The organism is Methylobacterium brachiatum (assembly GCF_020523825.1).
GTDB classification, from domain to species: Bacteria; Pseudomonadota; Alphaproteobacteria; order Rhizobiales; family Beijerinckiaceae; genus Methylobacterium; species Methylobacterium brachiatum.
The window spans coordinates 222,315-237,440 of the sequence record NZ_JAJALK010000002.1; the positions used below are offsets into that span (position 1 = coordinate 222,315).

Genomic DNA, 15,126 nt, shown 5'->3' on the forward strand with positions numbered 1-15,126 from the left:
TCTTGCCGTATCAGGCGCAGCCTTTCGGCCGCGCGTCAAAGCCAAAGGCTGGATCGATCGATGCCGGAAGCGCATGGATCAGGGCGCGGGCAGCTCCGCCAGGATCGCGACCAGCCGGGCGATCAGCGGCTCGTCCGCGTCGCGCCGCCAGGCCAGGACGAGCTCGGCGGGGCGGGGGGCGGGCAGCAGCAGCGGCCGGAACACCACGCCCTCGAAGCGCAGCCGCTCGGCCGCCGCCGGCACCAGGGCGATGCCGAGATCGGCCCGGACCAGGGCCAGGATCGAGTGAATCTGGGTGAGCCGCTGCACGATCCGGGGCTCCACCGCGGCCTCGGCGAGCAGGGCCTGAACCAGGTCGTGGAAGTAGCGGGCCTCGTTCGGCGCGTAGGCCACGAGCGGCTCGCCGCCGAGCTCGCCCGGGGTGAGATGCGCGCGCACGGCCAAAGCATTTCCGGCCGGCAGCGCCGCCAGCATGGGCTCGGCCAGCGCGCGGACGGCGATCAGGTCCGGATGGGTGACCGGCGGGCGCACCAGCGCGGCGTCGATACGGCCGGCGAGCAGCTCCTCGAGCTGATCCCGGCTGACCATCTCGCGCAGGGCGAGCGTGACGTCCGGCAAGGCCCGCCGGAGCGCGGTGACGAGGCGGGGCAGGAAGTCGTAGGCCGAGGCCGCGGTGAAGCCGAGCTTCAGCACCCCCGCGCGCCCGGCCGCCACCTGGCGGGTGACGTGGGTCGCGGTCTCGGCCAGCCGCAGGATGCGCTGCGCCTCCGGGAGGAAGCTGCGCCCGGCCGCGGTCAGCCGGACGGAGCGGCTGGTGCGCTCCAGGAGCTGCACGTCGAGGATCCGCTCCAGCACCTGGATCTGCCGCGACAGGGGCGGCTGGGTCATGTTCAGCCGGGCGGCCGCGCGCCCGAAATGCAGCTCCTCCGCCACGGCGGCGAAGCACCGGAGCTGGCTGAAATCGAACATCGGTTCTCCCCTGCGCGTCGCGACGCGGAGCGGGATCATAAGGCCTCGGCGCCCCACGGTCGTTCGACCGATAGAGGTACCCGCCTCCGCCGGATCGACGCACGGGTCCCGGGATTCCAAAGGGCCCGCGGCCCTGTGGCGGGGTTCGGGGCGCGCAGCCCCGAAATTCGCAGGGCAGCGCCCTTACGGCGTCAGCTCGTGGCCGGAATAGTCGATCTTGCCGTCCGGGCCCTTCGTCCAGACGTGCATGACGTAGTCGAGCCGGGTGATGTCGCCCTTCGTGTCGTAGGCGATCGGGCCGATGACGGTCTCCACCGGCTTGCCCTGGTGCAACCAGTCGGCCAGCGCCTTGCCGTCGGCGGAGCCGGTCTCGGCCACCGCCTTGGCCAGCACCTGCACCGCCGCGTAGGCGTAGAGGGTGAAGGCCTCGGGATCGATGTTCTTGGCCTTGAACGCGGCCACCGCCGCCTGGGCGTTCGGGTTCTTGCGCGGGTCGGCCGGGAAGGTCATCAGCGTGCCCTCGGCGGCCGGGCCGGCGATCTGGGCGAATTCCTTGTCGGCCACGGCATCGCCGCCCGCCACGATCGCCTTGAGGCCCTGGTCGTGCATCTGCCGGAGGATCAGCCCGGCCTCGGTGTGGTAGCCGCCGTAATAGACGAGATCGACATTGGCGGATTTCAGCTTGGAGACCAGCGCCGAGTAATCCTTCTCGCCCGGGTTGATGCCCTCGACCATCACGGTCTTGCCGCCCTTGGCCTTGAACGCCTTCTGGGTCTCGTCGGCCAAGCCCTTGCCGTAGGGGGTCTTGTCGTGGACGAAGGCGATGCGCTTGTCCTTGAAGTGATCGGCCAGATACGCGCCGGCGACCGCGCCCTGCTGGTCGTCCCGTCCGCAGGTGCGGAAGGTGTTCCACATCCCGCGGTCGGTGAACTTCACGTTCGTGGAGGCCGGGGTGATCTGGATGATGCCGGCGTCGAGATAGACGTCGGAGGCCGGGATCGACACGCCGGAATTGTAGGTGCCGACCACCATCTTGACCCCGGCGCCGGCGAACTTGTTGGCGACCGAGACGCCCTGCTTCGGGTCGGAGGCGTCGTCGCCGACCACGCTCTCGAAGGTCCGGCCCTTGATGCCGCCGGCCTTGTTGATGTCCTCGATCGCCTGGCTGGCGCCGTTCTTCACCTGCGCCCCGAAGGCCGCGTAGGGGCCGGTCAGCGGTGCGGCGATGCCGATCTTCACCGGGCCGCCCTTGTCCTGCGCCTGCACGGCGCCCGCCGTCAGGAGCCCAAGGAGACAAAACGCCAGGGTTGCTCTCACGATACGCTCCCAGATCGAACAGGGCGCCCCCGGGGCAGGGCGGGGCGGTTACCCGGAACGCGCCGCCGATCCGGCGGCGCGCGCGTCACGGCGCGGCGCCGGTCCTACGGCGCGACCTCGTTGCCGGCGTAGTCGATCCGGCCGTCCGGGCCCTTCTTCCAGGCATAGATGACGTAGTCGGGCCGGGTGAGGTCGCCCTTCTTGTCGTAGGCGATCGGGCCGACCACGGTGTCGATCGTCTGGCCCTGGTGCAGCCAGTCGGCCAGCACCTTGCCCTCGCTCGAGCCGGTCTCGGCCACGGCGCGGGCGAGCACCTGCACGGCCGCGTAGGCGTAGAGCGTGTAGGCGTCGGGATCGATGTTCTTGGCCTTGAACGCGGCGACCGCCGCCTGGGCGTTCGGGTTCTTGCGGGCATCCGGCGAGAAGGTCATCAGCGTGCCCTCGGCGCCGTCGCCGGCGATCTGCACGAATTCCTTCGGGGCGAGGCCGTCACCGCCGACCATCGTCGCCTTCAGGCCCTGGTCGCGCATCTGGCGCAGGATCAGCCCGGCTTCCGTATGGAAGCCGCCGTAATAGACCACGTCGACATTGGCCGATTTCAGCTTGGAGACCAGCGCCGAGTAATCCTTCTCGCCCGGGTTGACGCCCTCGAACAGCACCTCCTTGCCGCCCTTGGACTTGAGCGTCATCTGCGTCTCCTGAGCCAGGCCCTTGCCGTAGGCCGACTTGTCGTGGACGAAGGCGATGCGCTTGTCCTTCAGGTGCGCGGCCAGATACGTGCCGGCCACGACGCCCTGCTGGTCGTCGCGGCCGCAGGTGCGGAAGGTGTTCCACATCCCGCGCTCGGTGAACTTCACGTTCGTGGAGGCCGGGGTGACCTGGACAATGCCGGCATCGAGATAGACGTCGGAGGCTGGGATCGACACGCTCGAGGCGAAGGCGCCGACCACCATCTTGACCCCCTCCGCGGCGAGCTTGTTGGCCACCGAGACGCCCTGCTTCGGGTCGGAGGCGTCGTCGCCGACCACGCTCTCGAAGGTCCGGCCCTTGATGCCGCCGGCCTTGTTGATGTCCTCGATCGCCTGGCTGGCGCCGTTCTTCACCTGCACGCCGAAGGCCGCGTAGGGCCCGGTCACGCCGGCGGAGATACCGATCTTCAGCGGGCCGCTCTTCTCCTGGGCCTGCACGGCACCGATCGTCAGAAGACCAGCAATGGCCATCGACAGTATTGTTCTCACGCCCGCCCCCGCGCTCAAAGATGAAGCCGCGCCTGCAGCCTGAGGCAACAGCGCGACCAGACTCGTGGGTCGCCCACCGATCTGCAGCGACACAGGCTTGAGCTTGTTTTCAACCTGACCCGCCGTCAAGGCCGCAAGCATTCGGGATGCCGCGCGCGGGTTTCATCTGACGCGGTTCCAGGGCCGAAGCCGCGACGCGGGCGGGCCTGGCTCGCGGAATGAGGGTGTGGGGTGGCGAGCACCGCTCGGCGGCGGCACGGCCCGGGAACGCCCCCGAGGCCGGGGTTTCAGCGCGCGAAAACGCCTCCCCGGCACGTGGCGCCGAGGAGGCCCTGTCATGTCCCGTCGTCTGCGAAAGCGAGACCGATCGCGGCCTCAGCCCCGCGTGCCGGCGGTCCGGTCAGCAGCTCAGGCGGCGGCCCTCGCGACGCCCGAAGGTCCGGTAATGCGCCGCGCCGGATTCCATCTGGCCGTTCGACACCGCCCGGCGGACGTCCGGGTTGCAGCGCAGGTACTCGCGCTCGTCGAACCCGCCATAGGCGCGCTCGCCGTAGCCGCGATCCCCCCGATAGCCGCGGTCACGACCCCGGTAATCGTCGTCGCGATCCCGGCCGCCGTAATCCCGATCCCCGTAGCCGTAATCGGGGCCGCGCTGCGCCTGAGCCGGACCGAGTGCGGACATCACGCCGAAGCCGACGGCGACCGCTGCCAAAAACGCTTTCATCGTACCTGTCTCCTATCGGAGGCTTGAAACGCGGTGCGCCGCAGATGGTTCGATCGGCCTCCGGAGCCGTCTCGGGCGCGCCGGATCCGGCCGCGGCGCGGCGCATGAAAAAGGCCCGGCCGCGGTCTCCGCCACGGCCGGGCCTGCGATGGGCGACCCGGGACGCGGCCCGGGCGGCGTCCCGCCTTACATGCGGTGCATCATCTCGCGGCGCATCATGCGGTGACGCATCTCCCGGTGCATCATGCGACGCTCCATGTGCCGGCGCATCATCCGGCGCTCCATGTGGCGACGCTCCATCCGGCGCTCCATGCGGTCCATCTGGACGGTCGAGACGATGTCGGCCGGGGCGGCGACGGCGCCGGGCGCGAGCGGGGCGGCGGAAGCGGGGGTCGCGACGGCGGCGCCGAGGGCGGCCAGCAGGGCCGCGGTGAGGATCGTGGTGCGCAAAGGATGTTTCCTCTCGTGCCGCCATCGGGGGGCGGTGGTTTCTCTAGGAACCGTGAGCGGAGCAAATCCTTCCCGGGTCCAGCCCAGCAAGCCGCAGGCTGCCGAGATGGTTCCGTGGCGGCCCGGACCGGGCGCGACGCCGCGCGCCTGATCGCGAGGTCGTGACGGGCGCGGATCCCCGGCGGCCGCCGGGCCGCGGCCGGAGAGGCGGGTCAGGCCGATCAGGCTTCCAGGCGCGGCACCGCGCCGGGGGTCGGCAGCGGGTGGCTCACGCTCGTCGTACCCAGATCGCCACGGGGCTGGCCGTTCAGCTCCGACGGGGCGGGGCGCGGCAGTTCCAGGGCCGGCAGCGTGATGCTTTTCGAGTCGTTGCGCAGCGTGATCTGCTTGACCGCAACGGCTTGCCGGCCCCGCATCAGCGGGTTTTGGCGCACGTAGCTGATGAATTCCTCGGCCGCCCGCAGCTTAGACTTGTTCTGCTCGGCCTCTTCCGCCCGGATCCGCTCGGCCTCGGCTTCCCGGATCTTGGCCTCCTGGGCCTGGTGCTGCAGTTCGAGCGACGCGAAAGCAAGCCCCGTCGCTGCACGATCGAAGACAGAGCTCACGCGCAATGTCGGGCTGGAGAATAAAAGATAAATGCTGTTGGCGACCAGAAACGTCGTCACCAAAAACACGCCCAGATCGGCCACGTGCCCGCTGACGGTCCAGAAGACCAGCACGACCGCCAACGATAGGACGGAGAGTCCGAGAAGAATATACCGCAACGCTGACATGATCTAGCCTAAGTTCATTTTTTTGAACCGAATTGATGGATTTTATAAAGGTTTCGGCCCTGAAAGGCAAATCTAGCGGTACCTTCTGCGATCCACAGCCTTCGTTCCCGGCCTCGGCTGCGCGCCCTCGCACGCCCCGCTTCGGTGCGCCGCAGCCCTGCAACGGCCGGTCCTCCGGGACCGGGACGCCGCCCCATCCGTCGATGCGGACGGCGTCCCGGTCCGATGGCGCGCCGCGCCCGAGCCAAGCGCGGCTGTTGCCGACGCGCTCTATTCGCCCGGCGATTTCTGTTACATCCGGCTCATAAGCCCGCGCAGGTTCAGTAACCGGCAATGCGCGGGCGTACGATACCGATATCGGGGGATATCCTGTTGGACCATTCAGACGATGTCGTCTCCGAGGCGGCCCTGATCGCGGCGCTCGACGCCTCCGGCGGCGTCGGGTTCTGGATGTGGGACATCGTCAACGACGACGCGCGCGCCGATCCGGTCACGGCGCTGCTGTTCAACATCAGCCCGGCCCGGTCGAGGGCCGGGGTGAGCCTGGCCGAGATCCTGAGGGCGGTCTATCACGAGGACCAGGCGCACATCTCGCAGGTCATCCTGGATTGCGTGCAATCCGGCGGCTCCTACACGGCGGAATACCGGGTGCAGTCCCCGGAAGGCCGCCTGCGCTGGCTCTTCACCCGCGGGCATTTCTACCTGGACGAGGCCGGCCATCCCACGACCGGCCGGGGCGTCGTCGTCGAGATCTCGGACAGCAAGCCCACCAGAACCGCCTTCGCGACCCGGGACGGGCGCACGATCGAGGACGCGCTGAACAAGACCGCCGATTTGTGCCTGTCCCTGCACAACGCCGTATCGGAATTCGGTGACCCGCGCATCGTGGCCCTGACCGAGACCCTGCTGCTCGAGATCGGCAAGCACTTGGCCGACCGGCAGCGCTCCGGGCCGAACCCGTCCCTGCATTGACCGCGACGGGCGCGGGCCGGGGCGGCGCTCAGACCGCGTTACGCTGCTTCAGCCACAAGCCGAATTCCTGGACGACGGCCACGACCTTCTTCAGGCGCAGGCCGTCCTCGGTCAGCGCGTAATCCACCTTGACCGGCGTCGTCGGATACACGGTGCGCTTGATCAGGCCGGCGGCTTCGAGGGCGCGCAGATCCAGGGTGAGCATCCGCTGCGAGATGCCCGGCATGTCGCGCCGGAGCTCGTTGAAGCGCTTCGGCCCGTCGATCAGGTAGGACACCAGGAGCAGCCGCCAGCGGCCGCCGAGCAGGTGCATCGCGTGCTCTACGGAGCAGCCCGTCACGGTCTCCCTCATCGGCCTGGACCCCGGCCGGGCACAGTATAATTCTTGTGCCCAACGCTCAAACTCTTGCGTTCTTCCGCCATTATCTCGTCTGCGCTAGGCATAACTCAGGAAACCACGGTTTCCGACATCGCCGCAACAGCGCGTTTTCCGAGTCTATCCATGAAGCTGTACTACATCCCCGCGAGCTGCTCGCTCGCGCCGCACATCGTCGCCCACGAGCTCGGGCTCGACCTTACCGTCTGCCGCGTCGATCACGCCACGCACAGGACGGAGGCGGGGGAGGATTACGGCGCCATCAACCCGCACGGCTACGTCCCGGCGCTGGCCCTCGACGACGGCTCGGTCCTGCGGGAGGGCCCAGCGATCCTGCAATACCTGGCCGACCTGAAGCCGGAGGCGCGCCTGGCCCCGGAAAACGGGAGCCTCGCCCGCTACCGCCTCCAGGAGATGCTCGGATTCCTCAATTCCGAGATCCACAAGGGCTTCATTCCGCTGCTCTACGCCCGGCTGGCGGGGCGCTGGGTCGAGACCGCCAAGCCCAGGCTCGCGGCGCGCTATGCCTGGATCGACGCCCAGCTCGCCGGGCGGGACTTCCTGATGGGCGGCCCCTTCACGGTCGCCGACGCCGACCTGTTCGCGCTCACCGGCTGGGGCCAGGCCCCGTGGCTGACCTCGTATGACCGGGCCGACATCCAGTTCGACGACCTGCACAACCTCCGGGCCTGGTACGGCCGGGTGCGCGGGCGCCCCGCGGTGCGGCAGGCCCTGCAGGCGGAGGGGCTGCGCTAAGCCCCGGCCGGGCCCTCAGAACGGATAGTAGCGCAGCGAGGCCAACCCGGTGACGAGGTGGGCGGAGGGCTGGGTTCCGGAAGCGCCCCGGAAGGCGTCGCGCTCCGTGTAGGAAGCCTGCGCGCCCGCCACGAGCCGCCCATACGCACCCTTGTACAGGTCGTGCCAGAAGCCCCCGGTGATCTGCCGGATGTCGCGGCTCTCCGCCTGGCAGGTCCCGCTCGCCGCCCCCTCGACGGCGCAGCCCGTGACCACCAGGGTGGGCGCGCCGTAGCCGGTGACGTTGCGGGCCCCGGCCCGCGACGCGTGCTCCCAGCCGGCATAGAGGTAGACGTCGGTGCCGGGCTGGATATGGGCGACCGCGCCGGTCAGCAGCTGGAAGGCCGGGATCGGGGCGATCGACCCGTCGGCCTTGAGGGCGAAGTCCGGCAGCTGCGCGGAGCCGTAGCGGCCGATGCCTTCGCCGACGAGGCCGCTGACCTGGACGTCGAGGACCTTGTCGATCACCGGCAGGGTCGTGGCGCCGCCGATGCCGTAGCCGAGGGCGCTGTCCGAGCGGCCGGGGAGGCGGGTCGCGGCGGTGATGTTCGTCGCGCTCAGGCGGTCGTCGAAGAAGCGCACCAGCCCCTTGACCTCGTAATGGCCGAAGCCCGGCTCGACCGCGAGCTTGCCGACGATGTCGGGGGCGCTGTTGTTCGAGTAGGTGGTCGCGGTGTTGAGCAGGCCGGCACCGTCGCCGGTGTTGTTGAGGTTGACCAGGCCGGGAGCGGCGAACGGGCTCGGCGGCAGGACGCTCTGGGGCGATTCCGCCGACAGGCCGGCCCAGAGCCCCGGCGCCAGATCCTTGACCACCCGCACCTGCGGATTGCGGGTCCAGTTGAAGCCCGGCACGTATTGCGCATCGATCGTGAGTGGGACCTGCTCCTTGAGCGCCGTGATCCCGGCGAGATCCGTGGTGATCAGGCTCCAGGCCTGGCCCGCCAGGACGTGCCAGCCGGAATCCAGGGCGTCGACCGTGGCGAAGATCTGCCGGACCCGCGGCACGTAGCTGTTGCTCTCGCGCGAGTTCGAGGTGGTCCCGGCCGCCAGGAAGTCGATCTCGTAATAGCCCGAGATCTGGAGCGTCGGCTCGACCTTGGCGGTGAACAGGCCGCTCAGCCGGCTCTGCCGGGCGGAGAACCGGAATTCGCTCTCGCGCGATTGCGGGCTGTTGCGGAACGGGATGCCGTTGAAGTCGCTCGCGACGTCCGAGACGAGGTTGGGATTGCGGAACACGCCCGCCAGCTCGACGAAGCCCCCCGGAGTGAAGCAGATCGCCGGCCCGAGCGCGTAGCTGCCGGCGTTGCAGACCAGGTCGTTGGCGAGGATCACCGGCGTATGCTCGGAGGCGGCCGGCCGCGCCCCGCCGGGGCCGCCCACCTGCGCCACCCGCTGCTGACGCTCGGTCCGTGCGGCGAGGCGCTCCTGCTCGTGCGACAGGGCCCGGCGGGCGCGGGTCTCGCCGGCGAGCGCGCTGCGCTGCGCGCCTGCCTGCCGGCGCAGGGCCGCGAGCTCCTGCTGCAGGGCCTGCATCTGCCGCTGCATCGCGTCCATCCGGGCCGCCATCGCGGCGGCGTCCTGGGCGCGGGCGGGGAGGGCGGTGAGGCCGGCGGCGAGGGCCAGGGCCCCGGAAAGACGGACGCGGGACATCGATCGTCACCCCGTGCAGGCGCGGTCCGGCAGGCGGACCGGAGGTGGGTTTCCGGCCTTGTCGGGCTGGTTCTGCGACGCGGGCGTGACGGCACCACCTTTAATCCCCACGCCCGGCCGGAAAGCCATCTTCTGCGCGCGGTGACCGGGTCGCTGTGACCCGGAGGCCACGCGCTCGGCAGGCGCGCCCGGGGCCGCTCGGGGCGGAGGCTGCGACCTTCCGACCGGAACTTGGCCGTGACGCCGCGGCGTTGTCCCCGAGATCGGATCGTCACGATCCACAACCATCGCGAGACAGCAGCATGACCTCTGACATACGCTCGATCTACGTCACGGCCCTCAAGAACACCCATGCCGTCGAGATGCAGGCCCTGCAGATCATGGAGCGGCAGGTCGAGCGCCTGGAGCGCTATCCGGAGATGGAGCAGGCCCTGCGCCGGCACATCCAGGAGACGCACGGCCAGCGCCAGCGCCTCGAGGAAGCCCTGCAGAGCCTGGGCGACGGCCCTTCGGCGCTGAAGGAAGGGTTCTTGGGCTTCGTCGGCAACATGATGGCGCTCGGCCACGCGCCCGCCCAGGACGAGATCCTGAAGAACACCTACGCCAACCACGCCTTCGAGAATTTCGAGATCGCGGCCTACGAGTCGCTGCTCACGATCGCCGACGCGGCCGGCCAGCAGGCCCACCGGACCGGCTTCCAGCAATCGCTGAAGGAGGAGCAGGGCATGGCCGAGGCGGTGCGGTCGCTGATCAAGCCGACCACCGAGCGCTACCTCGCGCTGACCACGGCCGGCGAGAAGGCCGATCGCTGACGCGACCGATCCCGGCCGGCCCGCTCCGGGCCGGCCGCCCATATCCCCCGCAGGAACATCGCCGCCCATGCGCGTGAGCGCGGACGCACGGACCGAGACCGGGTCATCGCCCGACGCGCATGCGGACGACAGCAGAGGATCCGCGGCCGAGCCCCTCGGCCGGTCCTGCATGCATCTCTGCGTCGACATGCAGCGCATGTTCGCCGAGCCCACCGACTGGCAGACCCCGTGGATGGCGCGCGTGCTGCCGCAGGTGCGCCGGCTGGCCGAGGCCCATCCCGACCGGACCGTCTTCACCCGCTTCATCCCGGCCGCCCGGCCCGGCGAGGGGCGCGGCACCTGGGCGACCTATTCGGAGCGGTGGTCGGGCATGACCCGCGCCGAACTCGATCCGGGACTGATCGAACTGGTCCCGGATCTGGCCCGCCTGGTCCCGCCCGCCGCGGTGATCGACAAGACCGTCTACTCGCCCTGGCTCGAATCCGACCTCGACGCGCGCCTCCAGGCGCAGGGCGTCGACACCCTGATCGTCACCGGGGCGGAGACCGATGTCTGCGTGCTGGCCGCCGTGCTCGGCGGCGTCGATTTCGGCTACCGCATCGTGCTGGCCACGGACGGCCTGTGCAGCTCCTGCGACGAGGCCCACGACGCCCTCATGGTGATGTACCGGATGCGCTACGGGCACCAAGTCCTGACCCTCACCACCGACGAGATCCTGGAACGCTGGCCGTAAGCGCGCTGCACTGCACTGTTATAGTCAAGCTCTGACGAGATCAGGCCGGACAGGCCCCGAGGGACGAATACGCGATTCACGCCGCTTGCCGCGCGAAAAACAGTCGCGGACGGCGAACCGAATGGCAGCGTGACCGTTATGTCATCGAACACTATTTCGGAGGGAAGGACATGGCCAAGCACGAGATCCTCGGGTACTTCGAGCACCGCCGCGACGGGGCCTGGGTGTGCGTCCGGCCGTTCACCCTCACCACGCGCGACGCCAGCGTCGATATCCGCCAGGGCATGCGCTTCGATTACGGCAAGCGCGTCGGCGGCCTCGACCTCGCCGAGTACCTGGAGCAGCTCGGCTCCCAGTTCGGCTCGTAGGAAGCGTCCCGCCCGGCCAGGCGCCGGCGGGCCCTCTTCGGACATCCCGTCTCTCGCGAGGGGCGCCGGGTCGACAGACCCGGCGCCCCTCGCCGTTTCAGGCCCCGCCCCACTGCATCGTGAGACCGCCATCGACCACCAGCGTGTGGCCGGTGACGTAATCGGATGCGCCCGAGGCGAGATACAGGATCGCCTTGGCGATCTCCTCCGGCTGGCCGGCGCGATGAAACGGGATCCGCTCCAGGGACTGGTCGAGCACCTCGGTCTTCTCGAAGCGGTCGGCGGTCATGGGCGTCTCGATCAGGCCGGGGGCGACGTTGTTGACGTTGATCCGGTCCTCGGCGAGCTCCCGCGACAGGCTGCGGCACAGGGAGCCGAGCCCGGCCTTGGACATGCCATAGGGCGCGCTCTCGGGCGTCGGCAGGTGCTGGGCCACCGAGGAGACGAACACGATCTTGCCGGCGCCGCCCTGCGACCGGCGCATCCCGATGAACGGGCGCGCGCAGAACAGCGGGCCCATCAGGTTCACGCGCAGGATCCGCTCCAGCACCGTGTCGTCCATCTCGGCGACCGGCATGCCGCTCATCGCCTGGCCGGCATTGGCCACCAGGATGTCGAGCGTGCCCAGCTCGCTGCCGATGCGGTCGTAGGCGGCGTTCACCGCGGCGGGATCGCCGACATCCAGCTGCAGCACCACGGCGCGGCGGCCGGCGGCCTCGACCCGGGCCGCGGTCTCGCGGATGCCGGCCTCGTCGGTGTGGTAGGTGATCGCCACGTCCGCGCCCTCCCGGGCGAACAGCTCCGCGGTCGCCTGCCCGATGCCGGAATCGGCTCCGGTGATCAGGGCTCGTTTGTCCGTCAGCATCATGATGCGCGCCTCGTTCGCTGGCCGCCCTGAAAGCGGCCGGATGCCGGGGCAATGGGTCGGGCCGGGGAGGGTTCCGAACGCGCCGACCCGCCGCAGATAATCGTCAGCCGGGGGTGGCCGGGGGTCTTTGACGCCCGGCGCGCCCGTGCCCTAGTGAGGAGCGTATGTCCCTGGAAGCCCCGACCCCTCTGCTGGCGGAGGAGAGCGCGCCCACCACCCGCTGCCGCATCCTGGCGACGGCGGCGGGCTACTTTCGCGAGATCGGCTACCAGAAGACCACCGTGGCGGACATCGCCCGGACGCTGAAGATGAGCCCGGCCAACGTCTACCGGTTCTTCGATTCGAAGAAGGCGATCAACGAGGCGGTGCTGGAGCGGCTGATCGGCGAGATCGAGGCCCTGGTCTCGGAGATTGCGGCCCGGCCGGGCCTGACCGCCACCGAGCGCCTCGTGGCGGCGATCGACCTCCTGCACCGCGACTGCACGCGGCGCTGCGAGGAATTTCCCCGGCTGCACGAGATGGTCGAGGCGGCCATGGGCGAGAGCTGGGAGGTCTGCCGCCACCACATCGCCCGGATCACCGCCGGGTTCGAGCGCATCGTCCGCGAGGGCGTGGAGCGGGGCGAGTTCGAGGCCGCCGACCCGGCGGAAGCGGCCGCCTGCATCCATGCCGGCATCGTCCGCTACACGCATCCGCTGCTGGTCGGGCAGGCGGCCCTGCAGCCGGTGCCGTCCCTCGAGGCCATGACCGCATTCCTGTTGCGGGGCCTCGCGCAGAGGGGACGATAGTCCGGCACGCGGGCCGCCGACGGAGGGATCTCTTAGATCGCGGGACGCGCCGACCGATCGAACGGCCGTCACCTCACGTCCCGGGCATTCCGTTCGGCGCCTTGACGGCCCCTCGCGCGGCGTGCCGGATCCGGCCGGGATGATCCTCCACCATCCGGATCACGTGGAGGCAATCGGCCTCGTGATCGGTGCCGCCATGATCGCGGGCTAGCAGGGCCTTCAGGGTCGGCGTGTCGAAGCGGCCGGCCCCCGCCCCGATCCACCAATGCAGCCCGGCCTTGCTCTGGACCGCCGTTGCCCAGGACGACCCCTTGCCCCAGGGGCCGACCACCAGGAACCAATCCGTGGCGCCGATGCGGACGCGATGGTCGATGCGGAAATGGTCGCCGATGCGAACATCGCTGCCGATCATGGCCTGCCAGCCGATTGTCGTACCGTCGCCGATGAAGGCGCGGGAGCCGATCCTGGCGCGAACGCCGATCCGCGCGTCGACGCCGATATAGGCGCTGGACCCGATCGTGGCGCCGGTTCCGATATCGGCGTCGTTGCGGACGGTGGCACCGTCGCCGATCCGCGCCCTGTCGCCGATCCGGACGCGGGCCTCGATCTCAGCCTTCTCGCCGATGCCGGCGCAGAAACCCACGACGGCGCCGGACCGGATCCTGGCGCCGTCGCCGATGACCGCCTCGCCCAGGCAGGCCTCGTCGTTCACGATGACGTCGGCCCCGATGACGGCGCCGGGCCACACGGTGGCGCGTGCGTCCAGATAGGCGGTCGGATGAACGCGGGCCGAGCACCCGACGATTGCGCCGGGCGACCCGTCCGGGTTGGGCCGGCGGACGGCGTCGGCCTCGTGAAAGCCACCGAAGCGGTGGCGGAAAGACTCGGGCATGGGGAGCACTGAGGACGATGCGACCGGATCCGGCGGAACACCGGATCGAATCACAGTCCGTCCGGCGCCCGCGACGAGCCGGGCCGGTTACGCGACCGCGGGGCCGCAGCCAAGCCGGCATCGCATGTGGATGTCGACGGCCTGACCAGGCATCTCCTGCACGCGACGTGCCCAGGCAGGCGCGGGCATGCGGCGCACGACCGCGACCCGATCTTCGAGGCCGTCGCCACCGCGCTTCAGGGCCTGTCGATCCCGCACCCGGCCCGTGATGGATAGGCCGCCCCTGAGATGTGAAGCCTATTCCGAGGCCCGCCCGGCCTCCGGCGCCGGCTCGGAGGTGCTCGGCTGCGGGCCGTCATAGCCCTCGATCACCAGGATCTCGGCCTCGACGCCGCCGCGCTGCTTGGCCTTGGCCGCCTGGTAGAGATCCGAGTTCCAGCAGGCGCGGGCGTCGGCGTAGCTCGGGAACTCGATCACCACGTTGCGGGACCGGGGCTGCCCCATCACCGCCTCGAAGGCGCCGCCGCGCACCAGGAAGCGCCCGCCATGCTTGGCGAAGGCGGCGCCGTTGGCGGCCACGTAATCCTTGTAGGCCTCCGCGTCGCGGACATCGACCCGCGCGATCCAGTAGCCCTTCGCCATCCTGCGCCTCATCGGTTGCGGAGGTGAGATGGATTCCGGTTGCCGGAAGGCAATGCCGGGATTCAGGCGAGTTCGGCGACGATCGCCTGCGCGACCGCGCGGGGATCGGCGGCGCCGGTGATCGGGCGCCCGACCACCACGTGGTCGATCCCGACCTTGCGGGCATCCCCGGGGGTCATCACCCGCTTCTGGTCGCCGGCCTCCGCGCCCGCCGGGCGGATGCCCGGGGTGACGATCAGCCGGTCCGGCCCGACGATGCGCCGGACCGAGGCCGCCTCGGCCGCCGAGCAGACCAGGCCGTCGACGCCGATCTCCGCGGCCTGGGCGGCGCGCTTGGCCACCAGCTCGGCCACCGGCAGGCCGTAGCCGGCCTCCGCGGCGTCGGCATCGTCGTAGGAGGTGAGCACCGTCACGGCCAGGATCTTCAGATCCGCCCCCCGCCCGCGCACGGCCGCCCGCATGGTCTGGGGATAGGCGTGCACGGTGAGGAAGGTGGCGCCCAGGCCCGAGGCCGAGCGCACGCCCTCCTCGACGGTGTTGCCGATGTCGTGCAGCTTCAGGTCGAGGAACACCTTGAGGCCGCGCGCCGCCAGCCGCTCGGCGAGCGCCAGGCCGCCCGCATAGCCCAGCCGGTAGCCGATCTTGTAGAAGGTCGCGGCATCCCCGATCCGGTCGATCAGCGCCTCGGCCTCGGCCACGCTCGGGAGATCGAGGGCCACGATCAGGCGGTCGCGGGGGTCTGCACGCACGGTCATCGGG

The 15,126-nt window shown here is 70.2% G+C and carries 18 protein-coding genes; 6 read left to right on the forward strand and 12 right to left on the reverse strand.

Features of this window, described 5'->3' with window-relative positions; translation table 11 throughout:
* Window positions 1–78 precede the first annotated feature (78 nt).
* The 6 genes from LGR69_RS04755 to LGR69_RS04780 form a co-directional block, all read right to left on the reverse strand.
* A complete protein-coding gene (locus LGR69_RS04755) occupies window positions 79–969 on the reverse strand; it encodes a LysR family transcriptional regulator (RefSeq protein WP_230365328.1) in 891 nt (296 codons plus the stop codon).
* Between the two features lie 183 nt (window positions 970–1,152).
* Window positions 1,153–2,286, reverse strand: a complete 1,134-nt coding sequence (locus tag LGR69_RS04760) for a branched-chain amino acid ABC transporter substrate-binding protein (RefSeq protein ID WP_370881371.1) — start codon at window positions 2,284–2,286, stop codon at window positions 1,153–1,155.
* Window positions 2,287–2,390: 104 nt separating this feature from the next.
* Complete coding sequence (locus LGR69_RS04765; RefSeq protein ID WP_230365329.1) at window positions 2,391–3,506, reverse strand: branched-chain amino acid ABC transporter substrate-binding protein; 1,116 nt, start codon at window positions 3,504–3,506, stop codon at window positions 2,391–2,393.
* A 418-nt stretch (window positions 3,507–3,924) separates the two neighbouring features.
* Entirely contained in the window at window positions 3,925–4,248 is a 324-nt protein-coding gene (locus LGR69_RS04770; protein ID WP_007563333.1) for a hypothetical protein, read from the reverse strand.
* 186 nt (window positions 4,249–4,434) lie between these two features.
* Window positions 4,435–4,698: a hypothetical protein gene (locus LGR69_RS04775; protein ID WP_007563335.1), complete on the reverse strand. Its 264-nt coding sequence runs from the start codon at window positions 4,696–4,698 to the stop codon at window positions 4,435–4,437.
* Window positions 4,699–4,919: 221 nt separating this feature from the next.
* Window positions 4,920–5,426, reverse strand: coding sequence for a hypothetical protein (locus LGR69_RS04780; protein WP_230365330.1), 507 nt, complete (start codon window positions 5,424–5,426; stop codon window positions 4,920–4,922).
* 417 nt (window positions 5,427–5,843) lie between these two features.
* Between LGR69_RS04780 and LGR69_RS04785 the strand changes: the two genes are divergently transcribed.
* Window positions 5,844–6,443: a PAS domain-containing protein gene (locus LGR69_RS04785; RefSeq protein ID WP_007563339.1), complete on the forward strand. Its 600-nt coding sequence runs from the start codon at window positions 5,844–5,846 to the stop codon at window positions 6,441–6,443.
* A gap of 28 nt (window positions 6,444–6,471) precedes the next feature.
* Here the strand turns inward: LGR69_RS04785 and LGR69_RS04790 are convergent, their stop codons facing one another.
* Complete coding sequence (locus tag LGR69_RS04790) at window positions 6,472–6,795, reverse strand: winged helix-turn-helix transcriptional regulator (RefSeq protein WP_039902901.1); 324 nt, start codon at window positions 6,793–6,795, stop codon at window positions 6,472–6,474.
* 150 nt (window positions 6,796–6,945) lie between these two features.
* Between LGR69_RS04790 and LGR69_RS04795 the strand changes: the two genes are divergently transcribed.
* Window positions 6,946–7,575, forward strand: a complete 630-nt coding sequence (locus tag LGR69_RS04795; RefSeq protein ID WP_230365331.1) for a glutathione S-transferase N-terminal domain-containing protein — start codon at window positions 6,946–6,948, stop codon at window positions 7,573–7,575.
* Window positions 7,576–7,590: 15 nt separating this feature from the next.
* Here the strand turns inward: LGR69_RS04795 and LGR69_RS04800 are convergent, their stop codons facing one another.
* Complete coding sequence (locus LGR69_RS04800; protein ID WP_230365332.1) at window positions 7,591–9,264, reverse strand: hypothetical protein; 1,674 nt, start codon at window positions 9,262–9,264, stop codon at window positions 7,591–7,593.
* 302 nt (window positions 9,265–9,566) lie between these two features.
* Here LGR69_RS04800 and LGR69_RS04805 point away from each other — a divergent pair, with 302 nt between their 5' ends.
* The 3 genes from LGR69_RS04805 to LGR69_RS04815 all read left to right on the forward strand — a co-directional run bounded on the left by LGR69_RS04805 (window position 9,567) and on the right by LGR69_RS04815 (window position 11,177).
* Window positions 9,567–10,076 (forward strand): ferritin-like domain-containing protein, encoded by a 510-nt coding sequence (locus LGR69_RS04805; protein ID WP_007563347.1) that lies wholly within the window; start codon window positions 9,567–9,569, stop codon window positions 10,074–10,076.
* A gap of 169 nt (window positions 10,077–10,245) precedes the next feature.
* Window positions 10,246–10,809: a cysteine hydrolase family protein gene (locus tag LGR69_RS04810; protein ID WP_047170821.1), complete on the forward strand. Its 564-nt coding sequence runs from the start codon at window positions 10,246–10,248 to the stop codon at window positions 10,807–10,809.
* Window positions 10,810–10,979: 170 nt separating this feature from the next.
* On the forward strand, window positions 10,980–11,177 hold the full coding sequence (locus LGR69_RS04815) for a hypothetical protein (RefSeq protein WP_007563351.1): 198 nt from the start codon (window positions 10,980–10,982) through the stop codon (window positions 11,175–11,177).
* Window positions 11,178–11,274: 97 nt separating this feature from the next.
* Here the strand turns inward: LGR69_RS04815 and LGR69_RS04820 are convergent, their stop codons facing one another.
* On the reverse strand, window positions 11,275–12,045 hold the full coding sequence (locus LGR69_RS04820; protein WP_230365333.1) for an SDR family NAD(P)-dependent oxidoreductase: 771 nt from the start codon (window positions 12,043–12,045) through the stop codon (window positions 11,275–11,277).
* A 164-nt stretch (window positions 12,046–12,209) separates the two neighbouring features.
* On the opposite strand from LGR69_RS04820, the gene LGR69_RS04825 reads away from it, so the two are divergent.
* Window positions 12,210–12,833 carry a TetR/AcrR family transcriptional regulator gene (locus LGR69_RS04825; RefSeq protein WP_230365334.1) on the forward strand — a complete coding sequence of 208 codons (624 nt, stop codon included), beginning with the start codon at window positions 12,210–12,212 and terminating at the stop codon, window positions 12,831–12,833.
* A 73-nt stretch (window positions 12,834–12,906) separates the two neighbouring features.
* Here LGR69_RS04825 and LGR69_RS04830 read toward each other — a convergent pair whose 3' ends face one another.
* The 3 genes from LGR69_RS04830 to pyrF form a co-directional block, all read right to left on the reverse strand.
* Window positions 12,907–13,725: a hypothetical protein gene (locus LGR69_RS04830; RefSeq protein ID WP_230365335.1), complete on the reverse strand. Its 819-nt coding sequence runs from the start codon at window positions 13,723–13,725 to the stop codon at window positions 12,907–12,909.
* A gap of 297 nt (window positions 13,726–14,022) precedes the next feature.
* The gene (locus LGR69_RS04835) at window positions 14,023–14,367 is read right to left on the reverse strand and encodes a DUF1330 domain-containing protein (RefSeq protein WP_230365336.1); all 345 of its coding nucleotides are present in this window, start codon (window positions 14,365–14,367) and stop codon (window positions 14,023–14,025) included.
* A gap of 62 nt (window positions 14,368–14,429) precedes the next feature.
* The gene (pyrF, locus tag LGR69_RS04840; RefSeq protein WP_007563364.1) at window positions 14,430–15,122 is read right to left on the reverse strand and encodes an orotidine-5'-phosphate decarboxylase; all 693 of its coding nucleotides are present in this window, start codon (window positions 15,120–15,122) and stop codon (window positions 14,430–14,432) included.
* Window positions 15,123–15,126: the final 4 nt, after the last annotated feature.

What these genes read in the sequence shown, in the direction of transcription:
- LGR69_RS04825 (WP_230365334.1), top strand. Translation starts at nt 12,210, where the DNA reads ATGTCCCTGGAAGCCCCGACCCCTCTGCTGGCGGAGGAGAGCGCGCCC.
- LGR69_RS04755 (WP_230365328.1), bottom strand. Translation starts at nt 969, where the DNA reads ATGTTCGATTTCAGCCAGCTCCGGTGCTTCGCCGCCGTGGCGGAGGAG.
- LGR69_RS04820 (WP_230365333.1), bottom strand. Translation starts at nt 12,045, where the DNA reads ATGATGCTGACGGACAAACGAGCCCTGATCACCGGAGCCGATTCCGGC.
- LGR69_RS04805 (WP_007563347.1), top strand. Translation starts at nt 9,567, where the DNA reads ATGACCTCTGACATACGCTCGATCTACGTCACGGCCCTCAAGAACACC.
- LGR69_RS04830 (WP_230365335.1), bottom strand. Translation starts at nt 13,725, where the DNA reads ATGCCCGAGTCTTTCCGCCACCGCTTCGGTGGCTTTCACGAGGCCGAC.
- LGR69_RS04810 (WP_047170821.1), top strand. Translation starts at nt 10,246, where the DNA reads ATGCATCTCTGCGTCGACATGCAGCGCATGTTCGCCGAGCCCACCGAC.
- LGR69_RS04790 (WP_039902901.1), bottom strand. Translation starts at nt 6,795, where the DNA reads ATGAGGGAGACCGTGACGGGCTGCTCCGTAGAGCACGCGATGCACCTG.
- LGR69_RS04800 (WP_230365332.1), bottom strand. Translation starts at nt 9,264, where the DNA reads ATGTCCCGCGTCCGTCTTTCCGGGGCCCTGGCCCTCGCCGCCGGCCTC.
- LGR69_RS04765 (WP_230365329.1), bottom strand. Translation starts at nt 3,506, where the DNA reads ATGGCCATTGCTGGTCTTCTGACGATCGGTGCCGTGCAGGCCCAGGAG.
- LGR69_RS04815 (WP_007563351.1), top strand. Translation starts at nt 10,980, where the DNA reads ATGGCCAAGCACGAGATCCTCGGGTACTTCGAGCACCGCCGCGACGGG.
- LGR69_RS04835 (WP_230365336.1), bottom strand. Translation starts at nt 14,367, where the DNA reads ATGGCGAAGGGCTACTGGATCGCGCGGGTCGATGTCCGCGACGCGGAG.
- LGR69_RS04770 (WP_007563333.1), bottom strand. Translation starts at nt 4,248, where the DNA reads ATGAAAGCGTTTTTGGCAGCGGTCGCCGTCGGCTTCGGCGTGATGTCC.
- LGR69_RS04795 (WP_230365331.1), top strand. Translation starts at nt 6,946, where the DNA reads ATGAAGCTGTACTACATCCCCGCGAGCTGCTCGCTCGCGCCGCACATC.
- pyrF (WP_007563364.1), bottom strand. Translation starts at nt 15,122, where the DNA reads ATGACCGTGCGTGCAGACCCCCGCGACCGCCTGATCGTGGCCCTCGAT.